The 21,968-nt window shown below is 45.3% G+C and carries 18 protein-coding genes and 1 riboswitch; of the genes, 8 read left to right on the top strand and 10 right to left on the bottom strand.

What is annotated here, in order from left to right; all coding sequences use genetic code 11:
* Positions 1–9: 9 nt before the first annotated feature.
* A complete protein-coding gene (locus ACHA99_RS08045) occupies positions 10–663 on the bottom strand; it encodes a peroxiredoxin-like family protein (protein WP_393942075.1) in 654 nt (217 codons plus the stop codon).
* A gap of 307 nt (positions 664–970) precedes the next feature.
* Between ACHA99_RS08045 and ACHA99_RS08040 the strand changes: the two genes are divergently transcribed.
* Positions 971–1,309: an ankyrin repeat domain-containing protein gene (locus ACHA99_RS08040; protein WP_393942073.1), complete on the top strand. Its 339-nt coding sequence runs from the start codon at positions 971–973 to the stop codon at positions 1,307–1,309.
* A gap of 38 nt (positions 1,310–1,347) precedes the next feature.
* A complete protein-coding gene (locus ACHA99_RS08035; RefSeq protein ID WP_393942071.1) occupies positions 1,348–2,238 on the top strand; it encodes a hypothetical protein in 891 nt (296 codons plus the stop codon).
* Between the two features lie 117 nt (positions 2,239–2,355).
* Here ACHA99_RS08035 and ACHA99_RS08030 read toward each other — a convergent pair whose 3' ends face one another.
* Together ACHA99_RS08030 and ACHA99_RS08025 are read right to left on the bottom strand one after the other, a co-directional pair.
* Positions 2,356–3,657, bottom strand: coding sequence for a DEAD/DEAH box helicase (locus ACHA99_RS08030; RefSeq protein WP_028761337.1), 1,302 nt, complete (start codon positions 3,655–3,657; stop codon positions 2,356–2,358).
* Positions 3,658–4,018: 361 nt separating this feature from the next.
* Positions 4,019–5,587 (bottom strand): methyl-accepting chemotaxis protein, encoded by a 1,569-nt coding sequence (locus tag ACHA99_RS08025; protein WP_393942069.1) that lies wholly within the window; start codon positions 5,585–5,587, stop codon positions 4,019–4,021.
* A 531-nt stretch (positions 5,588–6,118) separates the two neighbouring features.
* Between ACHA99_RS08025 and ACHA99_RS08020 the strand changes: the two genes are divergently transcribed.
* On the top strand, positions 6,119–7,384 hold the full coding sequence (locus ACHA99_RS08020; protein WP_393942067.1) for an HD-GYP domain-containing protein: 1,266 nt from the start codon (positions 6,119–6,121) through the stop codon (positions 7,382–7,384).
* Positions 7,385–7,557: 173 nt separating this feature from the next.
* On the opposite strand, the gene ACHA99_RS08015 is transcribed toward ACHA99_RS08020, so the two are convergent.
* On the bottom strand, positions 7,558–9,345 hold the full coding sequence (locus ACHA99_RS08015; protein ID WP_393942065.1) for an aminopeptidase P family protein: 1,788 nt from the start codon (positions 9,343–9,345) through the stop codon (positions 7,558–7,560).
* Positions 9,346–9,738: 393 nt separating this feature from the next.
* Here ACHA99_RS08015 and ACHA99_RS08010 point away from each other — a divergent pair, with 393 nt between their 5' ends.
* Both ACHA99_RS08010 and ACHA99_RS08005 read left to right on the top strand, forming a co-directional pair.
* Positions 9,739–10,524 (top strand): ROK family protein, encoded by a 786-nt coding sequence (locus tag ACHA99_RS08010; protein WP_028761333.1) that lies wholly within the window; start codon positions 9,739–9,741, stop codon positions 10,522–10,524.
* Positions 10,525–10,898: 374 nt separating this feature from the next.
* A riboswitch (cyclic di-GMP riboswitch) is annotated at positions 10,899–10,987 on the top strand.
* A 113-nt stretch (positions 10,988–11,100) separates the two neighbouring features.
* Positions 11,101–13,707, top strand: coding sequence for a glycosyl hydrolase family 18 protein (locus ACHA99_RS08005; RefSeq protein WP_393942063.1), 2,607 nt, complete (start codon positions 11,101–11,103; stop codon positions 13,705–13,707).
* A gap of 132 nt (positions 13,708–13,839) precedes the next feature.
* Here the strand turns inward: ACHA99_RS08005 and ACHA99_RS08000 are convergent, their stop codons facing one another.
* Positions 13,840–14,310 (bottom strand): FKBP-type peptidyl-prolyl cis-trans isomerase, encoded by a 471-nt coding sequence (locus tag ACHA99_RS08000; protein ID WP_393942061.1) that lies wholly within the window; start codon positions 14,308–14,310, stop codon positions 13,840–13,842.
* 250 nt (positions 14,311–14,560) lie between these two features.
* Between ACHA99_RS08000 and ACHA99_RS07995 the strand changes: the two genes are divergently transcribed.
* The gene (locus tag ACHA99_RS07995; protein WP_198573754.1) at positions 14,561–15,916 is read left to right on the top strand and encodes a short-chain fatty acid transporter; all 1,356 of its coding nucleotides are present in this window, start codon (positions 14,561–14,563) and stop codon (positions 15,914–15,916) included.
* Between the two features lie 81 nt (positions 15,917–15,997).
* Here ACHA99_RS07995 and ACHA99_RS07990 read toward each other — a convergent pair whose 3' ends face one another.
* The gene (locus ACHA99_RS07990) at positions 15,998–16,477 is read right to left on the bottom strand and encodes an HPP family protein (RefSeq protein ID WP_393942058.1); all 480 of its coding nucleotides are present in this window, start codon (positions 16,475–16,477) and stop codon (positions 15,998–16,000) included.
* 290 nt (positions 16,478–16,767) lie between these two features.
* Here ACHA99_RS07990 and ACHA99_RS07985 point away from each other — a divergent pair, with 290 nt between their 5' ends.
* On the top strand, positions 16,768–17,382 hold the full coding sequence (locus ACHA99_RS07985; RefSeq protein ID WP_393942056.1) for a TetR/AcrR family transcriptional regulator: 615 nt from the start codon (positions 16,768–16,770) through the stop codon (positions 17,380–17,382).
* A 93-nt stretch (positions 17,383–17,475) separates the two neighbouring features.
* Here the strand turns inward: ACHA99_RS07985 and ACHA99_RS07980 are convergent, their stop codons facing one another.
* The 4 genes from ACHA99_RS07980 to ACHA99_RS07965 form a co-directional block, all read right to left on the bottom strand.
* Entirely contained in the window at positions 17,476–17,997 is a 522-nt protein-coding gene (locus tag ACHA99_RS07980; RefSeq protein ID WP_393942054.1) for a DUF1294 domain-containing protein, read from the bottom strand.
* Between the two features lie 29 nt (positions 17,998–18,026).
* Entirely contained in the window at positions 18,027–19,232 is a 1,206-nt protein-coding gene (locus ACHA99_RS07975) for a DUF418 domain-containing protein (protein WP_393942118.1), read from the bottom strand.
* 199 nt (positions 19,233–19,431) lie between these two features.
* Complete coding sequence (locus tag ACHA99_RS07970) at positions 19,432–19,869, bottom strand: nucleoside deaminase (protein ID WP_028761325.1); 438 nt, start codon at positions 19,867–19,869, stop codon at positions 19,432–19,434.
* A 65-nt stretch (positions 19,870–19,934) separates the two neighbouring features.
* Positions 19,935–20,852 (bottom strand): LysR family transcriptional regulator, encoded by a 918-nt coding sequence (locus tag ACHA99_RS07965; protein ID WP_393942052.1) that lies wholly within the window; start codon positions 20,850–20,852, stop codon positions 19,935–19,937.
* Positions 20,853–20,987: 135 nt separating this feature from the next.
* On the opposite strand from ACHA99_RS07965, the gene xapA reads away from it, so the two are divergent.
* Positions 20,988–21,815, top strand: coding sequence for a xanthosine phosphorylase (gene xapA, locus ACHA99_RS07960; RefSeq protein ID WP_393942050.1), 828 nt, complete (start codon positions 20,988–20,990; stop codon positions 21,813–21,815).
* Positions 21,816–21,968: the final 153 nt, after the last annotated feature.

Raw genomic sequence — 21,968 nt, 5'->3', positions numbered from 1 at the left:
AACCGATATTTATTCTTGCGATCCCACCAAACTCGCGGCGGTTAAAATCAGCTTTGGCGCGGGCCTTACTTTGTAGTTTGGGTTGATATATTGAAAATGAATCAATCCCTTGTCGTCGCTGATATAAATGGCGGGTACAGGTAAGACTAAACGTTTGGCACCTTCAGGGGTGATCCATAAAGGATTCTCGAGATTAAGGCGTGCGGTATAGGTTTCAGTCACCTTTTCGCTAGTGTAAAAAGCTAAACCAAAGGCTTGGGATGCCAGCATTTTTTCATCGGAAAGCAGCAGATATTTAAGTTCATTTTTTGCCGCCGAAACCTTAAGTTGAGCTGGCGTATCGGGTGAAATTCCCACTAACTGAAAGCCCATTTTTAATAACTCAGGCTCAATCGCTTTTAGTTGCCCCATTTGATTGTTACAAAATGGGCACCAGCCACCACGGTAAAAGAAGAAAATGGTTGGTTTTTTCTGGGTTAATTCTGCTAAATCGACCGTTTTGTCATTGATATCTTGCAAGTTTACCTTAGGGATTTGCTGACCATTAAGTAGCGGACTGATGGAAAATTCATCCTTAGCAATGGGTTGCGCAATAGCCGTTAGACTTGTTAGTAGTAAGATGGTTGTGCAGTAAAACCTGTGTAACATCGAAGCGGTTTGCATATAAAGTCCTTAATTTGGTTTTGTTTTCTTCGTTTTTTAAGTCGTTGTTGTTAATATTTCCCTCGTTTTAGACAAAGAGATATTGCGTAAATCTATATTTGTTATGTCTAACTTGCTTAAGAGTGGTTCGAGTTAGCACTAAACGGGTATGAGCATTAAAAGAGCGGCAATTGCCGAACATTCTTACAAGCCAATGCAGATGATTGCACCAATGTGATACCGATGGGGTTGGTTGGTGAGGTATTTATAACGGTAACCATTTGGATTTTATCGCGATTACAGCGTAGTGTTGGAGTGGTTAAAACGAGTGAACGACAAGCTGATGGGGCAAGCCTTAATTGATGCAGTGGTAAAACACGATATCATTACCGTAAAACAGTTGATCAAACTGGGTGTTGATGTCGAATATATCGACTCACAAAATATGACGGCTTTATTGCATTGCTGCCAACTGCAATTACTCGATATTCTCATGTTACTGGTTGAAGCTGGAGCCGATGTCAATCATGCTAATAATTTAGGTTATCTTCCTGTTGAACTGGTCCATTGGCATGGCGAGTTTTATATGGGTAGTTATACCGCCATAAATCAAAAAATGGTGAAGTATTTGGAGCGCTATGGTGGCGTTCAACTTGGTCATCGATAAATTGTATTGCACTCAATATTTAATCACGGGAGCTGTAAATGGATAAGGGATTATTTAAAATATTAAAGAAAATCTATTTTAAAAAGTCTTATATCAAAGACGAAAATGGATATATGCAAAGAATAGATAATGGAGACCAGTTTGATTGCGAGTCTGGGACTACACACTATTCTAATGACGGTTTATCTAATGCAGAAATACTAACACTTGAAAAAAGTGGTTATCCTGTCAATCAGATAATCAAATATAGTCATGATGAATGTATTAATGCTTATAAAATGTTGCTTGAGCATCCTCACTTATCGATTGAGAATTTGATTTCGGCATATATATGTGGCTTTTCAAGTTTTCCAAGAGGAAGACAACCAATATTAAGTTATTTGTTCGCTCAAGCGGTTCCAGAACATAAAATGGTCAGCGAAGGGGATGTTTGCCCCGTTTGCTCAATAAGAAGAAATGTTTGGATAGAAAAAGGGCATAAAATATTCAGTTGCTATGCTGGGAGTGTATGGAATGAAAGGTGGTGTGGTAATCTCGTTGAATTAGAGGAGTTTACTGCCATTTCACCTTGTACTCCGACGCCAGAGGATATCAGTATATTGATATCGTTAATCGATATGATCCGTCAAGCTCCTCAAGATGAAACACCTGGAAAATTAGAACAGCGCATCAAGAAAGCTAAAATTATTCCTAACTATGAAAAATATAGTTTTCGCGGACAATTAATGGTATTGGCTGAGTTGGGGATTATGCCAAATTCTTATGTAAAACCTTTATATGATGGATTCACCCATTTTAACGATATCTGTAGTGTGAAATACCCTGGAAGTACTCGATCGGATATTATGCTTCCTCTCGCGGGGTGGCGAGGCGAAAATAGTATAAATGAAACAAGGCTTCAAGCGTTATTGGGTAACATAATACGGTGAGATAAAGGTTACCAAGGTTATTATTGAGTGAGTATAAAAAAGCGTCCGGTTATGGACGCTTTAAAATCGCTGTTTTATCAATATTGAAAAACACTGATAATATCAATCAACGGATAATTACTTAAGTTTTTTGGCCTTGCTCGGTGCTTGACCCACTTTCATTTTTACGCGGCGGCCCTGCATGTTTTTCTCAGCAGCAACTTGAGCGCCGACGTTGTCGGTTCTTTGTTGCTTTTTGGCAAAACTGCGGCGGGTTTGCAATTGCTTTAATAGCAATTCGCGGCTGCCAACTTCATAACCTGGCACAGTGACGCGGCGAATCTGTTGGCCAATCAATTTTTCGATATCGGCTAAGGTGCGCTCTTCTTCGCGGCTCACAAATGAAATGGCTACGCCAGTTTTACCCGCACGGCCTGTACGACCGATACGGTGTACATAATCTTCGGCGAGGAAAGGTAAGTCATAGTTGACTACGTATTCAAGGCTTGGAATATCCAGACCACGGGCGGCAACTTCGGTGGCAACCAGCACTCGTACATCACCCGCCACAAACTCACGCAGGGCGCGGCGACGACTGCCTTGGCCTTTTTCACCGTGGACCACTTCAGATGGGATTCCATCTAAGTTTAATTCTTTGACTAGCGTATCGGCGGCTTCACGGGTCGCAGTAAATACCAATACCTGTTGCCAGTTTTTCTTGCCGATAAGCTCAGAAAGCAGTTCGCGTTTACGGCGTTGTTCAACCGGATAAACTACTTGGCTAACGGTGTCGGCGGTAGTGTTTTGTTTATCAACGCTGATCACTTGCGGTTTAACCATCATGTCGTTGGCGAGTTTTTTCACTGCACTTGAGAAAGTGGCCGAGAATAACAAGTTTTGACGTTTCTTATTTACCGCTTGAAGAATTTTTTGGATATCGGCGCTAAAGCCCATGTCGAGCATTCGATCGGCTTCGTCTAGCACTAAAAAGTCGACGTTCGACAGGCTTAAGTTACAGGCGGTAAGGTGCTCAAGTAAACGACCAGGGGTGGCAACAATCACATCGGCGCCGCGTTTCAGCTTTTGCGCTTGAGTCTCAATCTTTACGCCGCCGTAAATGGTTAAGACACTGAAGTTTAAGTACTTGCAGTAAGCCGTAACGTTGTCTGCCACTTGAGCTGCAAGCTCACGGGTCGGCGTAAGGATCAATACGCGGGCATTTGACTTTAGCGTTTCGCTTGGCTTTTCAACCATCTTTTGCAGGATCGGCAGCGCGAAAGCGGCGGTTTTACCCGTACCGGTTTGGGCACTGGCTAAGACATCTTGGCCGCGGCGGATAGCAGGTATCGCTTGCTGCTGAATAGGCGTCATTTGTTGATAACCGCAATCTGAGATAGCGCGCAAAATCTCGGGGGAAAAACTAAAAGATTCAAATCTCATTTTGGATTCCTATCGTTCACTTATTCAAACATTCAAGCGCCGCTAGCCTCTTTATCACTTGTCTAAAGGAGAGAGGTGTATCGGCTGGCTCATTCTTCCACACAGATTTTATAAGAAAAATGGCGGGCGCGGAGTATAGCAAAAATTTCGGTTAAAACCTGTACTTTTTAGTGTTTTGGCATTTTATCTGCATCATTTCATCAGGAGGGGATAAAAGGCTTAGTACTGGTTCAGGTGGGCAAGGTCTTATTGATCTATACAAGGGTTGAGTAAAATATGGACTCAACAATACGGATTAAAGCTCGCTATATTAGAGAATACCGCAACCTAGGCTGCGGTATTTTGGATCTTGTACTTATGTTTAACCGAAGGTGCGCCTCAGGCCAAGGGCTTTTTCGGCATTGTGTTTAAGAAGATGGGCTGCATCACCAATCAGATGGGTTGCGGCTAAGTTCTCGGTGCTGGCATGGGTGATGGAGTGAATATTACTGGCGATCTCATTGACCACTTGACGCTGTTGATCGGCTGCCACTGCATTTTGTTGGGCAAAGGTGTGGATATCACTCACTTCTTGGTAAATGGTGTTTACATTGTCGGCGGACAGTTGAATATCGCTGGCACAACGCTCCGCATGTTGACGGCTTTGTTCCATTTCTTTGGCCCATGCGTTGAGCATAGTAAACATCTTATCGACACTCTTAGAAATACTGTTGGTTGATAGCTGGGTTCTGCTCGATAGCGCGCGTACTTCATCGGCGACCACGGCAAACCCACGGCCTTGTTCACCCGCACGGGCAGCTTCAATCGCGGCATTGAGGGCGAGGAGATTAGTTTGCTCGGCAATAGAGTCAATTTCGCCCATCGCATTAGCGACTTGCTCGGCTTCTTTATTTAATTGATGGGCATTGTTGGTTGCATCGGCAACAGACTTTGCCAGTTGCTCCATTTTTTGAGTGTTGGCCTTCATGTTGGCACTGCTTTTAAGGCAGAGATCATAGGCGGTATTGATGCTGGTCGAGGTGAGATGGGTATTCTGCGCGACTTCTGTGATGGTTGAACTCATTTCTTCCATCGCGCCAGAGAGTTGTTCTAGCTGACTTTTCTCTTGATCTAGGCTGACATAGGTTTGCTCGGTCGCGACCACTAATTGATCGGCAATTGCATGTAATTGATTGGCTTGATCTTGGGTGCGCCCCAGTACGCCATTCATTTTAGCCTGCAGCATGATGAGCTGGAAATCGAGGATAGAAGAAGTATCTGCACCCGAGTAAATGTAACGACTGATAGAGTCATATTTGGTTTGCATTTCAATCAGTTTAGCGGGAATACGAAAAGCCTCATCGTAGAAAATGGCGAGGTTTAAACTCATCAGAATCGCCCCTGCGATAATCACGCCCCAGCCCCAAAAGTAGCCAGCAATCAGTAAACCTGTGGAGGCTACAACCGCAGATACGATACGTTTTTGCATTAAACTTAAGGGTTTAGGAATGGATTTGTCTAATTTGAGTCTTTGGTAAATCTCATTAGCTTTCGTGACGTAGGCGGCTTGAGGCTGAATGCGCACCGATTGGTAACCGATAATAGTGCCGTTTTCAAACAAGGGCGAAACAAAGGCATCAACCCAATAGAAGCCACCATTCTTACAGCGGTTCTTGACTATGCCGCGCCAAGATTGGCCCGACTTAAGCTTTTCCCACATTTCTTTAAAGGCGGCGCTCGGCATATCGGGATGACGCACCATATTGTGTGCACTGCCGACTAACTCTTGGGCGCTATAGCCTGAGACTTCGGCAAAACGGGCATTAACGTAAGTGATGATACCGCGAGTATCAGTGGTGGAAATGAGTTCATCTTGTGGTGTTAAGCGGATTTCTTGATCTGATCTCTGCGTATTAACTATTTTATTCGCTGAGGCGTTACTCTGGCTCATTTAGTGTGTCCATTCAGGGCCGATATGGTTCATTAGGGTTCAGGGCGCGGTGTTAGGCGCGAATTTTCTTGTGCTGACTCTCATCGGAGTAAGCTTGTTATGTGATAAGAGTATCATTTTTGTGTGGGTATAGGAGAGCGGTTTCTCATGGCTGACAGGTGAAAATCAATCGTTCGTCGTATTTATAAGCTATTGCAATATATAAAGTTTTTAAGTAGTGAGAATATGATGTTAAACGAGCGTTTATCCTGTTAAATCGTTAATTCTAGTATTTTGTATAGGGTTATTCTTTTATGTCTTGAGTGGGTATTTGTCATTCATCTTAAATATAAATTATGTTCGATGATATTGGACTAATGTCGTTGATTCGGCTTGATATCGCAGTATTCATGGAGCGCTTTATTGGCCTTAGTCTATTCTTTAATGGGCAACAAAAGATGGCTTATTTCTCCTTGCTTCAGCGGTGTATCTTGATTTTGCTCTTCTACTTCATTAGCTCACAGCGGGAATGCTACATAAGAGGAACTTCCCATGGCGATATCACTTAGGCGTGGTGTAACTAAATTAGCCACAGCGTCCTTGGGAACAGCGGCGGCACTGCCACATTGGCGACGTTTGATCTTTGAACGTTTATTTGGCTTTCTAGCGATTCTCTGCGTGCCTGTATATATCACTAGTGTGTATTTATGCATCATCGCCGATCTCTGGTTTATGGTGGTATTTGATACGCTGGCTTATCTGTTTTTACTGCTTTTACTGTATTTTCCTAAGCTTGCTGATAGTACGCGTTTTGGTTGTGGCTGCTTGCTGGGTTATGCAATTGGCATCGGTTTTTTAATTGCGATTGGCCCTTCGGGAGCAGGTTTTTTCTGGTTATTTATTTTCCCGCCGTTAGTCGGTATTTTTTTAGGAAATCGAGCCAGCTTATATGCCCAGTGTTTGAATGGGCTAAGTTTGGTATTGATTGGTTTTGCCTATCATTTTAATTGGCTCAATTGGCCTGAAACCCAAGGTTATAGTGTCGGTATTTGGGCCGTTGTCGTGGTCAATTTTATCGTGACCAATGCTATGTTGACGTTAACCATCACTTATTTATTAGGTAAGTTGGCTGACGCACTCGATTCAACCTTAGCATCACGCCAAGCTACCGTATTAGGCTTAGCTAAACTCGCCGAATACAGAGATAACGAAACGGGCGCGCATTTGCTACGTATGCGGCAGTATTCGAAAATGCTCGCGTCGCAGCGACTACTGGCCGCCAATCCTCCTGCAGAATTGAACGAAGATTATATTCAAGACATTAGTTTGTCGGCCATTTTGCACGATATAGGTAAGGTCGGTATTGCCGATGCGATTTTGCTTAAACCGGGTAAACTAACGCCGCAGGAGTTTGAACAAATTAAAGCTCATCCTGTGATCGGGGGACAAGTGCTACGCAGTTTGTTGGAATATGCGCCCCAATGTACTTTTATTCAGATGGGCCGCGATATTGCCTCGGGTCACCATGAAAAGTGGGATGGTAGTGGTTATCCCCTTGGTTTGAAAGGTGAAGATATTCCGCTTTCGGCAAGGATAGTGGCCCTAGTTGATGTTTATGACGCGCTGACTTCTCCCCGATGTTATAAGCGGCCCTTTAGCCATCAAGAGGCTATCGACTTAATTATTGAAGGCAAAGGTCAGCATTTCGACCCTGAATTAGTCGATTGTTTTATGGCAATTCATCAGGACTTTGAAGTGTTGTCTAAAGCATCGCTGGATGATGCTTATCAGCCGATGGCACAACCTACTATAGTTTAGCGACTCATGTTTTTAAATCGTGTTTTGAAATCATGGTTTTGAAATAAGGCGTGGGTTTAAAACACACAGATAGCGCTAAAAAAAACGCCCAATGCTAATTGCCTTGGGCGTTCTATTTTATAGTGTGTAAGTGACTAATATAACGACTTAAATCGCTACTTATCAGCGGAGTGCTAAATTGCTTTAGTCACTTGAGTTAACCAAGCCAATTCATCACCCGACATTAACGGAGAAAGTGTATTGAAGACTTGCTGATGATAAGCATTAAACCAGTCTATTTCCCCTTGCGTTAACAGGCTCTTATCAATAAGGCGCGCATCCATGGGGATCATAGTCAACGCATCGAATTCATACATTTCACGCTCAGCCCCTTTAAGTGCTTCACAGTGCTGAACGACGACGAGGTTTTCTAAGCGAATGCCAAAACTCTCAGCGCGGTAGTAACCCGGCTCGTTGGAAAGCACCATGCCGGGCATCAGGGCAATAGCGTTAACATTCTTGCCTATGCGCTGCGGACCTTCGTGCACACTTAAAAAATGACCCACACCATGGCCTGTACCGTGATCGTAATCAAAACCATGTTGCCATAAATATTGGCGGGCGAATGCATCGACCTGCTGGCCTGAGGTGCCTTTCGGGAATCGTGCTTGGTCGAGGGCAATATGACCTTTTAGCACCAGTGTAACCATTTTTTTATGCTCATCGGTCACTTCGCCAATCGCAATAGTACGGGTCACATCTGTCGTGCCGTCAATATACTGAGCGCCAGAATCCACTAAGTAGATGCTGTTCATCGTCATCATGGCTGGTGTGCCATTGTTGTGATTGTAATGGCACATAGCGGCATTAGGACCGGTAGCTGAAATCGTGTCGAAACTTGGCTCGCGGTAACGCTCATCTTCTAGGCGAAAGCTTTCCAATTTATCCGCAAGGGTGCCTTCATCGTGCATGCGATTGGCTGCCACTTCGGCATCGAGCCATGCAAGGAATCGACTCACGGCGACGCCATCGCGGATATGGCAGGCACGCATGCCGGCCAGTTCTGCGGCGTTTTTCTGCGCTTTAGGTAAAGCGACTGGATCGATTCCGGCAATTAATTTTGCTCCTGCCTCACGGGCAATGTTTTGTGCCCAAGCGTTTGCAGAATTCGGATCGGCCAGCAGTTTTACGTCCTGCATGCTGGCGAGTGTATCGGCAAGAGATGCCTCGCTTTTAAAGCTGACGCCTTCGCCAACATGCTCCTCAATGCCCTCTGGGAGTTTGCTTAAATCGGTGAAGAGCTGCATATCGCCATTGGCGTGGAGCAGAGCACTGCCGAGTACAACGGGTAGGCGCGGTACATCATTGCCGCGAATGTTGAGTAGCCAGCAGAAAGAATCTAAGGCGGCGATTAAGGCGACATCACCACCGGCTTTTTTTACTAATGCACCAATTTCAATGCGTTTTTGCAGGCTGGTTTTACCAGCACTCTCGTTGCTAAACAAAGTGATAGGAGCGTTCGACTGTGCTGGCCGATTCTGCCAATGCAAATCGATAGGGTTTTGTTCAACTGCAACTAATTCGATTTGGGATTTATTTAAGGTTGCTTTGGCATTTTCATACCAAGCTAAGGTGTGTAAGCGCGCATCGAAACCAACGCGAGACCCTGCTGGTAGCGTGTCACATAACCACTCAATTTGTGGTGTATCGGTTAGGCTTTCATAACTGAAAAATGTGGCATCGACTTGTAAACGAACTTGAACCGTATAACGGCCATCGGTAAATATTGCGGCTTTATCTTTCAATACGATAGCCATACCCGCCGAACCGGTAAAGTTGGTTGCCCAGTACAAACGTTCGTTATGTGCTGGCACATATTCGCCCAGATATTCGTCGGCACGGGGAATAATAAAAGCATCGAGATTAGCAGATGTTAATTCGTTACGAATAGCACCGAGACGGTTAGCGATTGATTGTGACATAAGGGCTCCAATTAAGACTGGCATGCTATGCGAGTCGGTAGGCGAAGATCGCCTAAGGATGAGTAGGTTTATGTTGATTTGAGTTTTAACCGGCTCGGATTATCGCAAGTCTAGCGCGCTAGATGCAAGGGTAGCGAATAAAGGATTTTGTATACAATCGTGAATTTGTGCAGGTAAGACGCTTGAGGTTATGGGGTTTTTTGTTGATTTATTTATGTGATTTTGAGCATGAAAAGTGAATTAAATAAAAGGTTGGTCATGTTTTAATTAGAACTTGTTCCTTAAAAATTAGCAACTTAAGTTTTATTCAATCGCTAACATTTGGACCCTATGCTAACATTTGCCATCTCTACTCGGGGTCAGAGTGGGGCACATGTATCAGTGGAGTAAGCGATGCAAATACTAACAATAGATGTGGGCGGTACCAAAGCCCTGTTCGAACTTCAGCTCGCGGGACATACAGAACAATATAAAATCCCCACAGGTGAAGGTTTTAAAATTGAAGAGTTAAATAATCAAATCGCGGCGTTTGAACGTGATTATGATTTACAGCATTACCAACTAGCGATTGCCGTACCTGGACTGGTGCAAAATAATCGTTTGGTTTCTTGTAAATCTTTACCTGGACTCAATGGATTGAGCTTCGATACAGTCAAAACCCAGGGTGAGCTTAAGTTTATCTGCAACGATATCGATGCGGGTATGCAAGCGACTTGTGATGCGAAATATGCCTGTGAGTTATTGGTCATGTGCGGCACTGGGATCGGTATGTCTATTGCCTTTAATGGACAAGTCTTTACGGGAGCGACGGGCGTGGCGGGGGAGTTGGGGCCTTGTCGCGTGATGACAGAATCTGGTGAGTTTAGTTTAGAGCAACTGGCCAGTGGCGATTCAGTGCGCAGCCGCAAAATCTCCACTCAGGATGATTTATATCGCGCGGGCAGTTATCTCGGCATGGGATTAGCATGGGCGGTTAATTTATTTAATCCCAATCGAATTTGGCTTGCTGGCGGTATGATGAATAGCGCTCCTTACTACAAAGGCTGTCTCGAAAGCTTAAAGCAAATGGCATTGAGCGCGCCCTTAGCTGAGATGAAAATCAATCGTGTCGATGATATGGAAACCTTGGTTTGCCGCGGTTTATCTGTGATGCTCGCAAGGGACTATCCTCGTGCATAAGGATCATAAATAACCCCGTGCATAAGGATCATAAATGCCCCGCGCATAAGGATCATCATGTTGCTCGACAATGGTTTGCGCCATGAATGTTTAGTGATTGAGTTTTAGCTGCATAAGCGACATAAATTGTGAAATATAAAGCAGGACTTATGATGCCTTTGGCATATCGAGTCCTGTTTTTTTATTCTTAAAGTATTCAGATAATCCTCATTACCCAAAGTAAACATTAGTGATAGTTGAATTTGCATAATTCCTTTCTTATCAGATGTCTAGTTCTATTTACGATTCTTACCAATAACGCAGTTGATAATATTTTGTTGCAATTTTATTGCGCTTACGCTTATGCTGATATTCGCAATGACAACGTTGTCATTGTGTGTAAAAGGCAAACCAGTTGAAAAACTGGGACGCAAAGCCTCCGGTCTAAGGGTTCGTCTGTACCTATGATAGCGGGGATACCACAGGTTTTTCTTCGTGCAGTTGTCAGTCGTTTTGCATGGTTTTAAGAGAGTGCTGTTTCCTGTCTACGCTTTGTTTGCCTTATTGATTCATATAAAAATTCAATAGGGATATCTCATGTTCAAGACTCAAATTTCAACATCAGCCTTGCTAGTGGCATCAGCGCTGGCATCTACTATCAGTGCCAGCGTTTTTGCAGCGGCGCCCGGTAAACCGACTTTAGGTTGGGGCGAAACTAAGTTCGCTATTATTGAAGTGAATCAAGCGGCTACCGCTTACAATCAATTAGTTACTGTGAAAGATGCCGCCGATGTCTCCGTCAGTTGGAACCTTTGGAGTGGCGATGTGGGCAATAGAGCCCAAGTGTTGCTCAACGGTAATGTAGTTTGGGAAGGCCCATCTGGCGCGTCGGGAACCGCTAACTTTAAGGTGAACAAGGGCGGCCGTTATCAGATGCAAGTACAACTGTGTAACAGCGATGGCTGTACGGCGAGTGATGCTAAACAAATCCTCGTGGCTGATACCGACGGCAGCCATTTAGTGCCACTCAATGCTCCCCTAAAAGAAAACAACCGTCCCTATGCGAATAAATCAGGCAAAGTGGTGGGAGGTTACTTTGTCGAATGGGGCGTATACGGTCGTAAATTCCCGGTCGATAAGATACCTGCGCAAAACTTAACCCATATTTTATATGGCTTTACCCCAATTTGTGGTGGTGATGGAATCAATGATAGCTTGAAAGAAATCGAAGGCAGTTTCGAAGCGTTGCAACGTGCCTGTAGTGGTCGTGGTGATTTTAAAGTTGCGATTCACGATCCTTGGGCGGCGATTCAAATACCGCAGGCGGGAGTGAGTGAGCATTCAGATCCTTACAAAGGTAACTTTGGTCAATTGATGGCACTTAAGCAAGCACATCCAGATTTGAAGATTTTACCTTCGGTCGGTGGTTGGACCCTCTCGGATCCCTTCTTTTTCTTCGGTGATAAAACCAAGCGCGATATCTTTGTCGCTTCGGTGAAAGAGTTTCTACAGACATGGAAATTCTTCGATGGCGTGGATATCGACTGGGAATTTCCAGGGGGGAATGGCGCTAACCCAAATTTAGGTAATGCCAATGACGGTGAAACCTATGTGACTCTGATGCGTGAACTGCGGGCGATGCTTGATGAACTAAGCGCCGAAACGGGTCGTACCTATGAGCTGACCTCTGCTATTAGTGCTGGTGACGATAAAATTCAAAAAGTCGATTATCAGGCTGCTCAGCAGTACATGGATTACATCTTCTTGATGAGTTACGACTTTAATGGTGGTTGGACTAATACTGAACTCGGCCATCAAACCAATCTGTATGAAGCGAGTTGGGATCCCAATACCCGTTACACCACAGCTAATGGCGTTAATGCGCTGTTAGGCCAAGGTGTGACCCCAGGGAAAATTGTGGTCGGTGCCGCTATGTATGGCCGCGGCTGGACAGGTGTGAATGGCTACAGTGGTAATAATCCTTTCACAGGGACGGCAACGGGCAAAGTGAAAGGTACTTGGGAAGCTGGTGTGGTGGATTATCGTCAGATAGCGAATGACTACATGGGAAGCGGTTGGACTTACAGTTACGACGAAACAGCCGAGGCGCCATCTTTGTTCAAGGCATCTACTGGCGATTTAATCACTTTCGATGATGCTCGTTCAGTTAAAGCCAAGGGGCAATATGTGCTTTCTAATCAACTTGGTGGGCTCTTTGCGTGGGAACTTGATGCCGATAATGGTGACATTCTGAATGCCATACACGAAGGTTTAGGCCATGGTGAAGGCACCACTCCGCCAGTGAATAAAGCGCCCATTGCCAATGCTGGCGCGGATGTGAATGTCACCGGTCCCGCCGATGTGACGCTCAATGGTAGCGGTTCGCGCGATCCTGAAAACGCTGCCTTAAGCTATCTCTGGACTCAAGTCTCTGGGCCAAGTGTTGCCATCGCGAATGCAGATATGGCGAATGCGACTATTCAACTGGGAGCAACCCAAACCGATGTCGCCTATGGTTTTAGCCTTAAAGTCACCGATCCTGAAGGGCTATTTGCCAGCGATACTGTGCTGGTGACGAACAAGGCTGATACGCCTAATCAAGCACCTGTAGTGACTCTGGCTCCGACTACGACAGTTGAAGCGGGTAAAACCGTCAGTATAGTGGCGAATGCTTCCGATGCAGATGGTGATGCCTTAACCTACGCTTGGACTGTGCCCGCAGGCGTGTCGGCAACCGGGCAAAATAGTGCCACGTTAGTAGTTACTGGCCCCAATGTTACCGAAGCGACCCGCTATGGTTTGAGCGTGCTGGTTTCCGATGGTGCCTTAGATGCGAGCGCATCGACTAATCTGACCGTGACGCCAAAAGTGGTCGGTGGTGGTTGCGATGCAACTGATCCCAATGCCGGTAACTATCCTGCTTGGCAAACCAGTGTGGTATACAACACGGGTAATACTGTGAGTCATAGTCAGTTGGTATGGAAAGCAAAGTATTGGACTCAGGGCAATACGCCATCTCGCACCGCAGACCAATGGCTGCTACTCAGCCAAGTTGATCTCGGTTGGGATGCAGGTGTGGTGTATAACGGCGGTCAAACTACTCGCTATAACGGTCGTGTATGGAAGGCGAGTTACTGGACTAAAGGTGATGTACCGGGCGTTGCGGCGGTATGGGTTGATATTGGCGCGGCAACCTGCCAGTAATTATCCAAAATTTTGATATTATTGGTTAAAAAATAAAGCCCTGCGAAGATTCAGGGCTTTTTTCTTTATTAAGTGTTAGGTTTTTTTATGAATACAGCCGAATGTGTTAAGACAGACTCATTGAAGACTGATTTAATCAATCTTAAGCAGTTCCACATCAAAAATTAACACAGAACCACCACCAATCTTGCCTGTGCTACGGTTACCGTAGGCGAGTTCACTGGGAATAAAAAACCGCATTTTATCGCCAACAACCATCAGCTGTACGCCCTCGGTCCAACCTTTAATCACCCGATTAAGCGGAAATGCGATGGGTTCGCCGCGATCAACCGAACTGTCAAACACAGTACCGTCAATCAAAGTGCCATGGTAATGGACTGTCACTGTATCGCTGGCTTTAGGATGAACTGTGCCATCGCCCTGAGTTAATACTTGATATTGCAAACCTGAAGCTGTGGTGATCACACCTTCTTTGGTTTTGTTTTGTGTTAAAAACTCATTGCCTAAACGGATATTTTCTTGGGCGGCTTTTTGGCCGTTCATTGAGGTAAAGAAGTAAAAAATCACCACAGCAATCACCACAACGGCAAGTAACATTTTCATATAAAGAGCACCTTAGTTAATTTTTGCCATATTATCAGTTTTTTAGCATCAGATGCTATCGGCACTCGCGTGTGCGTTGAGCTGGATATCTGGTGCTACCAGTTCAAACCGTTAAAAACTCCCTCAAGACTTTATCCTGCTTTAGAGATCGCTTAATCTGTGGGCTTAAGACTCAATAAAAATTCAATAAAAACAAATAAGAACTAGGGCGTGTTGACGTTTTAGTTCAGATAATAAACAAGGAAAGTCTATGTTAAACAAAGCGGCAAAACCTCTGGTCAAACTCGTCGACCGATATCTACCCGATCCTTATATTTTCGTGCTTTTACTTACCTTAGTCGTATTAATTGCTGCTGTGGTTGCCGAACATAAAACCCCGCTGGAAGTCATCAATTATTGGGGCGATGGCTTTTGGACGCTGTTAAGTTTTTCGATGCAGATGCTGTTAGTGCTGGTGGCAGGATTTATGTTGGCAAGCTCGCCGCCGATTAAAAAGCTGCTCGATGCCATTGCTGGATTGGCTAAGTCGGCACCACAAGCCATTATTTTAGTGACTTTGGTGTCACTGGCCGCCAGTTGGATTAACTGGGGTTTTGGGCTAGTGGTGGGCGCGTTATTTGCCAAAGCCTTAGCTCGCAAAGTGAAAGTGGATTATCGACTGCTGGTCGCCAGCGCCTATTCCGGCTTTGTGGTTTGGCATGGTGGGCTTGCGGGTTCGATCCCATTAACCATTGCGACGGTGGGGCATTTCTCTGAATCGCAAATCGGTATCATCCCCACCAGTGACACCATTTTCGCGAGTTATAATTTATTGTTAGTGGCAATTCTGTTTGTGGTCATGCCCTTAGTAAATCGCTTTATGTTGCCAGAAGAAAAAGACAGTGTTTATGTCGACCCAAGCGCCCTTGATGACAAAGGCGCTGAACTTGATGCTTCGGCGTTAGAGCTTAACTCTGCAAATGTGAGTGATCGTCAGCCTGAAAGCCGTCCTGCGGATAAGTTAGAAAATAGCCGTTTACTCGGCTGGAGTGTAGGTGGCGCTGGGCTTGTATATTTAGGTTATTACTTTTGGGTGCAGGGCGGCAGCTTAAATCTCAATTTAGTGAATTTCTTATTTCTGTTCCTCGCCATACTGTTACATCAAACACCACGCAGTTTATTAACCAGCTTGAATGAGGCCATTAAGGGCGGCGCAGGTATTGTTATCCAATTTCCCTTTTATGCGGGCATTATGGCTGTGATGGTGCAATCGGGTTTAGCTCAAAGTATTTCGGAAGGTTTTGTGGCCATCGCTAGCGCCGAGAGCCTGCCATTTTGGAGCTTTATCAGTGCAGGAATTGTGAATATTTTTGTACCATCGGGAGGTGGCCAATGGGCCGTGCAGGCGCCGATTATGTTACCCGCCGCACAAGCTTTAGGTGCAGATGTCGCTCGGGTCGCAATGGCCGTTGCTTGGGGAGATGCGTGGACTAATTTGATTCAACCTTTCTGGGCACTGCCCGTGCTGGCGATTGCAGGCTTAAAAGCGCGGGATATTATGGGCTTTTGTTTAATGCAATTGATGATCACTGGCGTGATTATCAGTATCGCGTTGAGTTGGTTCTAAAGGCAAAGTGACAGCCAATTTTGTATTTTAGAGAAAGTGTAGGGCAATTTAAAATTGCCCTTTTTTATTGGCGATGAATGATTAAAACCACTTTTGTGGGTATTGCCGGCGGCAAAGTAAGTTGTGATACAGCCAACCAAAAGCCAGAATGAGCGCAACACCACTGGCGACGGGCATATACAGAAAATCCCAGTGCTGCGCCGTGAGCATAACGACCAGAGGATTCGCTCCCGCGGGTGGATGCACAGTATGGGTTAGCATCATCACCGCTATGCCTAATCCGACTGCAAGCCCTAAGGCTAGCGGGGAGACTCCTAAAGTATTTAGAATTATCAGTCCAACCAAACTCGTGAGTAAGTGGCCGCAGAGAATGTTTCTCGGTTGAGCGAGCGGACTTTCTGGCAAGGCAAACAACAACACCATAGTGGCACCAAAGGGGGCCATCAACCAAATGGTTTGCGGTGTTAGCTGTTCCAGCGTCGCTAAACTACTGATACACAAAGTGGATCCACATCCTGCGAGCAAGGCCATCTTTAGATTCTGTGGAATGATTCTTTGCATCTTTTCTCCCATTAATGGCTTGTGTTAAGCCCGTATTTTGATAATGAATTGTGGACGTGAATGTTCAGCAAACCATCGCAGCTAACATGCTGTGGTGTTCCGTGTTCACTCTTGATTTCACTATTAACTTAATTTAGTTACCGAAGTAGACAGATTTGTCTACCTATGTGAATATCTCACGAGTAGACTGACTTGTCTACTCGTGAGAACATAGGACTCATAAACATAGGACTCATATTTGTTAGCTAAGATTTGCTAACGAATGTTTACCAAAGAAGAGGAATGAGTTGATGCAGGGCACTGAGATTCAGGCAGGTACGCCATCGGATAAACGGCAGCAATTGGTCACTACCGCATTTAAACTGTTTTATTTTCAAAGTGTGCATGGGGTGGGGATTAACCAGATTCTGCAGGAATCGGCGATCGCCAAAAAGACCCTGTACCACCACTTTGCCAGTAAAGATGAGTTAGTTGAAGCCGTGGTTCGCTATCGTGATGAGGTATTTTATCAATGGCTTAGCGAGCGAGTGAACGCATTGCCAGCGGGACGGGAGGGCATTGGTGGGTTATTTATCGCGCTCGATGATTGGTTTAATCAAAGAGTGCCGCAACTGTGTGAGTTTCGCGGCTGTTTTTTTATCAATGTCAGCGCCGAATTTACTGAGCCGAGTCATCCTGTGCACCAACTCTGCGCCCTGCATAAACAGCGAGTGGCGAGTTTAATTGAACAGCAAGTATCGGCATTGGGTTTGCCAGAAGCCAAGACCCAATTTCTCATTGCGGCAATAGGTTTACTCAAAGAGGGGGCGATAGTGTCGGCACAATTAAAAGGTGACACTCAGTCAGCACTGTTGGCGTTGTCTGTGGTTGAGCAGTTGATCGATGCCGCGACTCATGCTGCTTAGACTGCCACACTCAGATGGCGATTCTTAGATAAGGCGCCTTATATAAAAGCCTTTGTATAAAAGCTCTTACATAAAAGCCCTTAAATAAGAGCATTAGATAAACATATTTACGGCGCCAGTTTTTATGCCATAACCCAGCACGGCTAAGTTGGCGACAACGGTGAGCCAAAAGACGTTTCTAAATGAGGCTTTAACGGACTTGTGTCTTAACAGGTTTTGGGCAAATAGAGCGCCGGGCCAACCGCCCATGAGGGCGAGCAGATGTAATGTGCTTTCTTTAGTTCGCCATTTGTTACGTTTAGCGGCGGATTTATCGATGGCATAGGCGATAAAGGTGAGCAGGCTCAGTGTGAGGTACATGCCCGCAATCCCGACTGGCAGCATATGTTGCTGCGCTGCGCCGATTAAGCCAGCAAGAAAAATTACCACCAATAACAGCGGCATAAGGCTTGAGCCTGAAGCGGCTGCATTGGACTTTTGAGTACGACTACTTTGGGCGCGATTGTTTTGTGTGCGACTGTTCTGAGCGCGACCGCTTTGTGCTCGACTCTTTTGCGGGCGATTGGTTTGAGGTGAAGCGCTGTTGCCCGTTTTGGCAGGTTTTTTGTTCGTCATTATCTGGTATCAATCTCGTGTCAGTGTTTTTAAGCTTGCTTGTGTTCTTGTGATTCCGTGTATTTTTTAAACGCGAGGTGGCGCCACAGTTTCTCTAGCGGCCCTTGTTTGAAATAGTGTAAGTACAGGCTGGCTAACAGTAATTGCACTACTGAATAAACCAGCGCCATGGCCATGTATCCCCATCTATCTAAGCTCAATAGCAATTCGGGAGCTAAGTGTCTAAACACTAACACGCCAACGATGGATTGCAGAATATAGAGACTAAATGCGAGTTTGCCAATATTTTGCAGCGGAGTCAGTATATTAGGATTATTCTGGCAAACCTTAACTATAATGTGGATGTAAATCAGCGCCATAGGAATAGCACTTAGCATGATTAACACATCTGAAAACGCAACGAGAATAGTATTTTTCGTTAAACCTAAGATGGTATCAAGCAGTGATAGCGCTACGCTTGCTAGCACTAACTTTACCAGTACCGATTTGCTAAAACCTTGCTCAAAAGTCCCTTGTTGATACAAAGCCATTCCGAGCAACATCAAGCCAGCCGTAAACCACATTATGGTAAAAGGGATCACCAGTGCCATATAGCCAACTTGCATCAATTGCAGTAATAGTTGGTCGGCATAGCCAGAGGTCCATGCACTGTATTGCTCTGCAAATAGACTCGATTCTCGAGTGAAAGGTTCATCGCTGCCCGTAAGGCTAACCAGCGTAATGATAACTAAGGCGCTTAAAATAAAAATATTCGCTTTGCGCTTAAGGGCTTCAACACTTAAATCTTTGTAACACAAAGCTAAAAATCCACTAATGCCATAGGTGAATAAAATATCACCTGACCAAATAAAAATGCCGTGGAGTAGGCCAAATACAATTAACCATTTTAAACGTGATCGCAGTAGGGGATAAGCTTCTAGGCCTTTGGCGCTAAATCGCTGATATTGAATAAAAAGCCCGACACCAAACAGGATGGAAAATAGACTGATAAAGCGTGCCTCGATGAAAAAGTTACTGAACACTTTGATAATGTGATCCGACAGCGGCTGTGTTTCATGGGGCGCATAGCCAAAAAAAGTAATGCCCATAAAATAGATATTCATAAAAAATATCCCCAACACAGCTAAACCGCGAATAGCATCGAGGTTGGCATTACGCTGTGCGGGTATCGTCATTACAACAGGCTGCGTGGAGTCTGATCTTGACCAAGGGTCTTTAGGTAAGTTGGCTGGCACGTTAGCTGAGTTCCTTTCGCTAGTAGACATGTTCCACTTTTCACTGGGATTTGGGAGGGCTAGCCTAGCAGGCGCTAGCCTCCAATGAAATACAGTCAACACAAAAAGTAAAATACAGGAAAGGTAGAAAGTGAACTAGCGCCAACGTAAAAAGTGAAATACAAAAATGCAGAAACGGATTGAGAAGACTGTCGAACCATTACTCGCCGATATCTTCGTTCCAGAGTGTTGGATTACTGGCGATAAAGTCCTGCATCAATTGTTTGCACTCGGCATTATCGACCACAGTGACATCCACGCCGCGGGATTTTACATAGGCTTCTGGCCCTTGGAAGGTAGCGTTTTCACCGACGATGACTTTTGGTATGCCATAAAGTAATACTGCGCCGCTGCACATATCGCAGGGCGATAGGGTGGAATACAAGGTCGCCCTTTGGTACTCGGCGGCGCTAAATCGGCCGGCATTTTCGAGACAATCCATTTCGGCATGCAGTACTGAACTGCCTTTTTGTACCCGTTTATTGTGGCCGCGCCCGACGATTTTGCCATCGATCACTAATACCGAACCAATGGGGATGCCGCCCTCGGCGAGTCCTTGTTTGGCTTCTTCAATGGCTGCCGCTAAAAATTCATCCATCTTGATATCCTTAAAATATGAACCCTGAGTATTGAACTCAGCATAGCACTCGTTTGGGAGACAATCTAAATGGTTTTGATTTGTTGCTTCAATAAGTCCCTCAGGCTATCGAGAATTGGCAGCGAAGCCATTTCTGGCCGATAAATCAGGCAGATATCGGCGGGGATGGTTTGTTTTAATTTAATAAACTTTACCCTAGGCCAAGGCTGTGATGCATAACTTTGTGGCACTATGGATACCCTGTTATCGCCAGCGATGATGGCCATCAAGCTATTGGGCTCGACCATTTCCTGTACTAATTGCGGCATAAATCCTGCGGCCTGACAGCTGGCGATAATCAAATCGCTAGAGGCGGAATTGGCACGGCTGAGTAAGGTAAAAGGCTCATCTTTGAGTTCACTCAAGTCGATGCTTTTGCGTCTGGCTAAAGGATGCTTACTTGCCAGTGCTAACACCATAGGTTCGCTGGTGATGGTTTCGGCGAGAAGGTGCGGCAAATTTAAGGTGTCGGCGTAGCGCACTAGGCCAAAATCGATTTCTTGATGTGCTAAGGCGACTTTTTGAGTTTCAGGTGATAACTCTTGAAATATCAGCTCATTATCAGGGCATTGCTTACGAAAGCTTTTCAGTATGTCACCAAATCCCATCCAAAAAAGCGAGCTCATGATGCCAATCCGAATATGGTTTCTATCGAGTCGCCCAAGCTGAGCCACTTGTTCCAATGAGGTATTCACCAGTTCGAATATTTGCTCGCACTTTTCCCTTAACAATTGGCCATAGGGTGTGAGCTCCACTTGCCGAGTGCTGCGAGTGAACAGCTCAACGCCAAGGAGCGATTCTAACTCTTTGATTTGTGCGCTCAGCGGAGATTTCGATAAATGCAGTTGCTCGGCGGCAGCGGTAAAGTTTTTCACTTCAGCCACTCGATGGAAATACCGCAGCATCTTCAAGGTGACGAGTTCTGATGCGTTTATCGTGCTCATTTTAGGCTCACTATTTTCAGATATTGTCCTTTTTATCAGCACAATAGTGCGATTAATCGCGATTATTTGCAACCCTAAGCCCGCTTATACTGAGGGTCGTTTACTCTTTCATTCCTTTGCTATGAGGTACCTTGTATGAGCCATGATCCCGTTATTAATGCCCTTGCGACGATTCGAGCCCGTAAACCGAATTTCTCTCCCCGTGCCGCTATGATTTTGGGCTCAGGGCTTGGCGCGTTTGCCGATAATTTAGATAACAAAGTAGTGATCCCCTATGAAGAGTTAGACGGTTTTCCTGTAAGTACCGTCGTCGGCCACTCTGGAGAGCTTGTGCTCGGCAGCTTACATGGCATCGATATAGTGTGCATGAAAGGCCGCGGGCATTTTTACGAGCACCAAAGTATGAAGGTGATGACGACGCCTGTGCGTACTTTCAAACGTTTAGGGTGTGAATTGTTACTCGTGACTAACGCTGCGGGGTCATTACGGCCAGAGCGGATCGGCGTGGGATCATTAGTTATTTTCAGCGATCACATCAACACTATGCCGGGTACGCCCATGACGGGCGCGAATGATGATAGCTACGGCCCACGCTTTTTTAGCCTAGCCAATGCTTATGATAAAGACCTGAGATCAGAAGCCTTAAGTGTCGCAAAAGCCGCAGGCATTGAAGTGAATCAAGGGGTCTTTGTGTCTTACTCTGGCCCGTGTTTTGAAACCGCGGCTGAAATCCGCATGATGCAAATTATCGGTGGCGATGTGGTGGGAATGTCTGTGGTGCCAGAGGTGATTTCGGCGGCGCATTGTGGTTTGCCAGTACTGGCTGTGTGTGCCATTACCAATATGGCCGAAGGATTGGGGGACGTGCAGTTGTCCCATGAACAAACCTTAAAATGTGCCAAGCTTGCTGAAGCCGACTTTATCTGTTTAATTGAGCGTTTTACTGCAAGCCATTTTGCTTAATATTTTGCATAACTGTGCTGCTATATTGCAATAGGGCTGCGATTTTAAAAGCTCGTATCTAACAGTTCGTACTTAAACGTGAGCGAGCAAGGCGCCGCACAATTCAGTTCTCCGAATGTTTTTGCGAAATACGGCTGAAGGTTAAAAAGTAAA

It is taken from the genome of Shewanella sp. S23-S33 (genome assembly GCF_043359565.1).
Classification (GTDB): Bacteria; Pseudomonadota; Gammaproteobacteria; order Enterobacterales; family Shewanellaceae; genus Shewanella; species Shewanella oncorhynchi.
The sequence above is the reverse complement of the archived record's forward strand: the minus strand, read 5'-3'. Positions and strand labels throughout refer to the sequence as shown.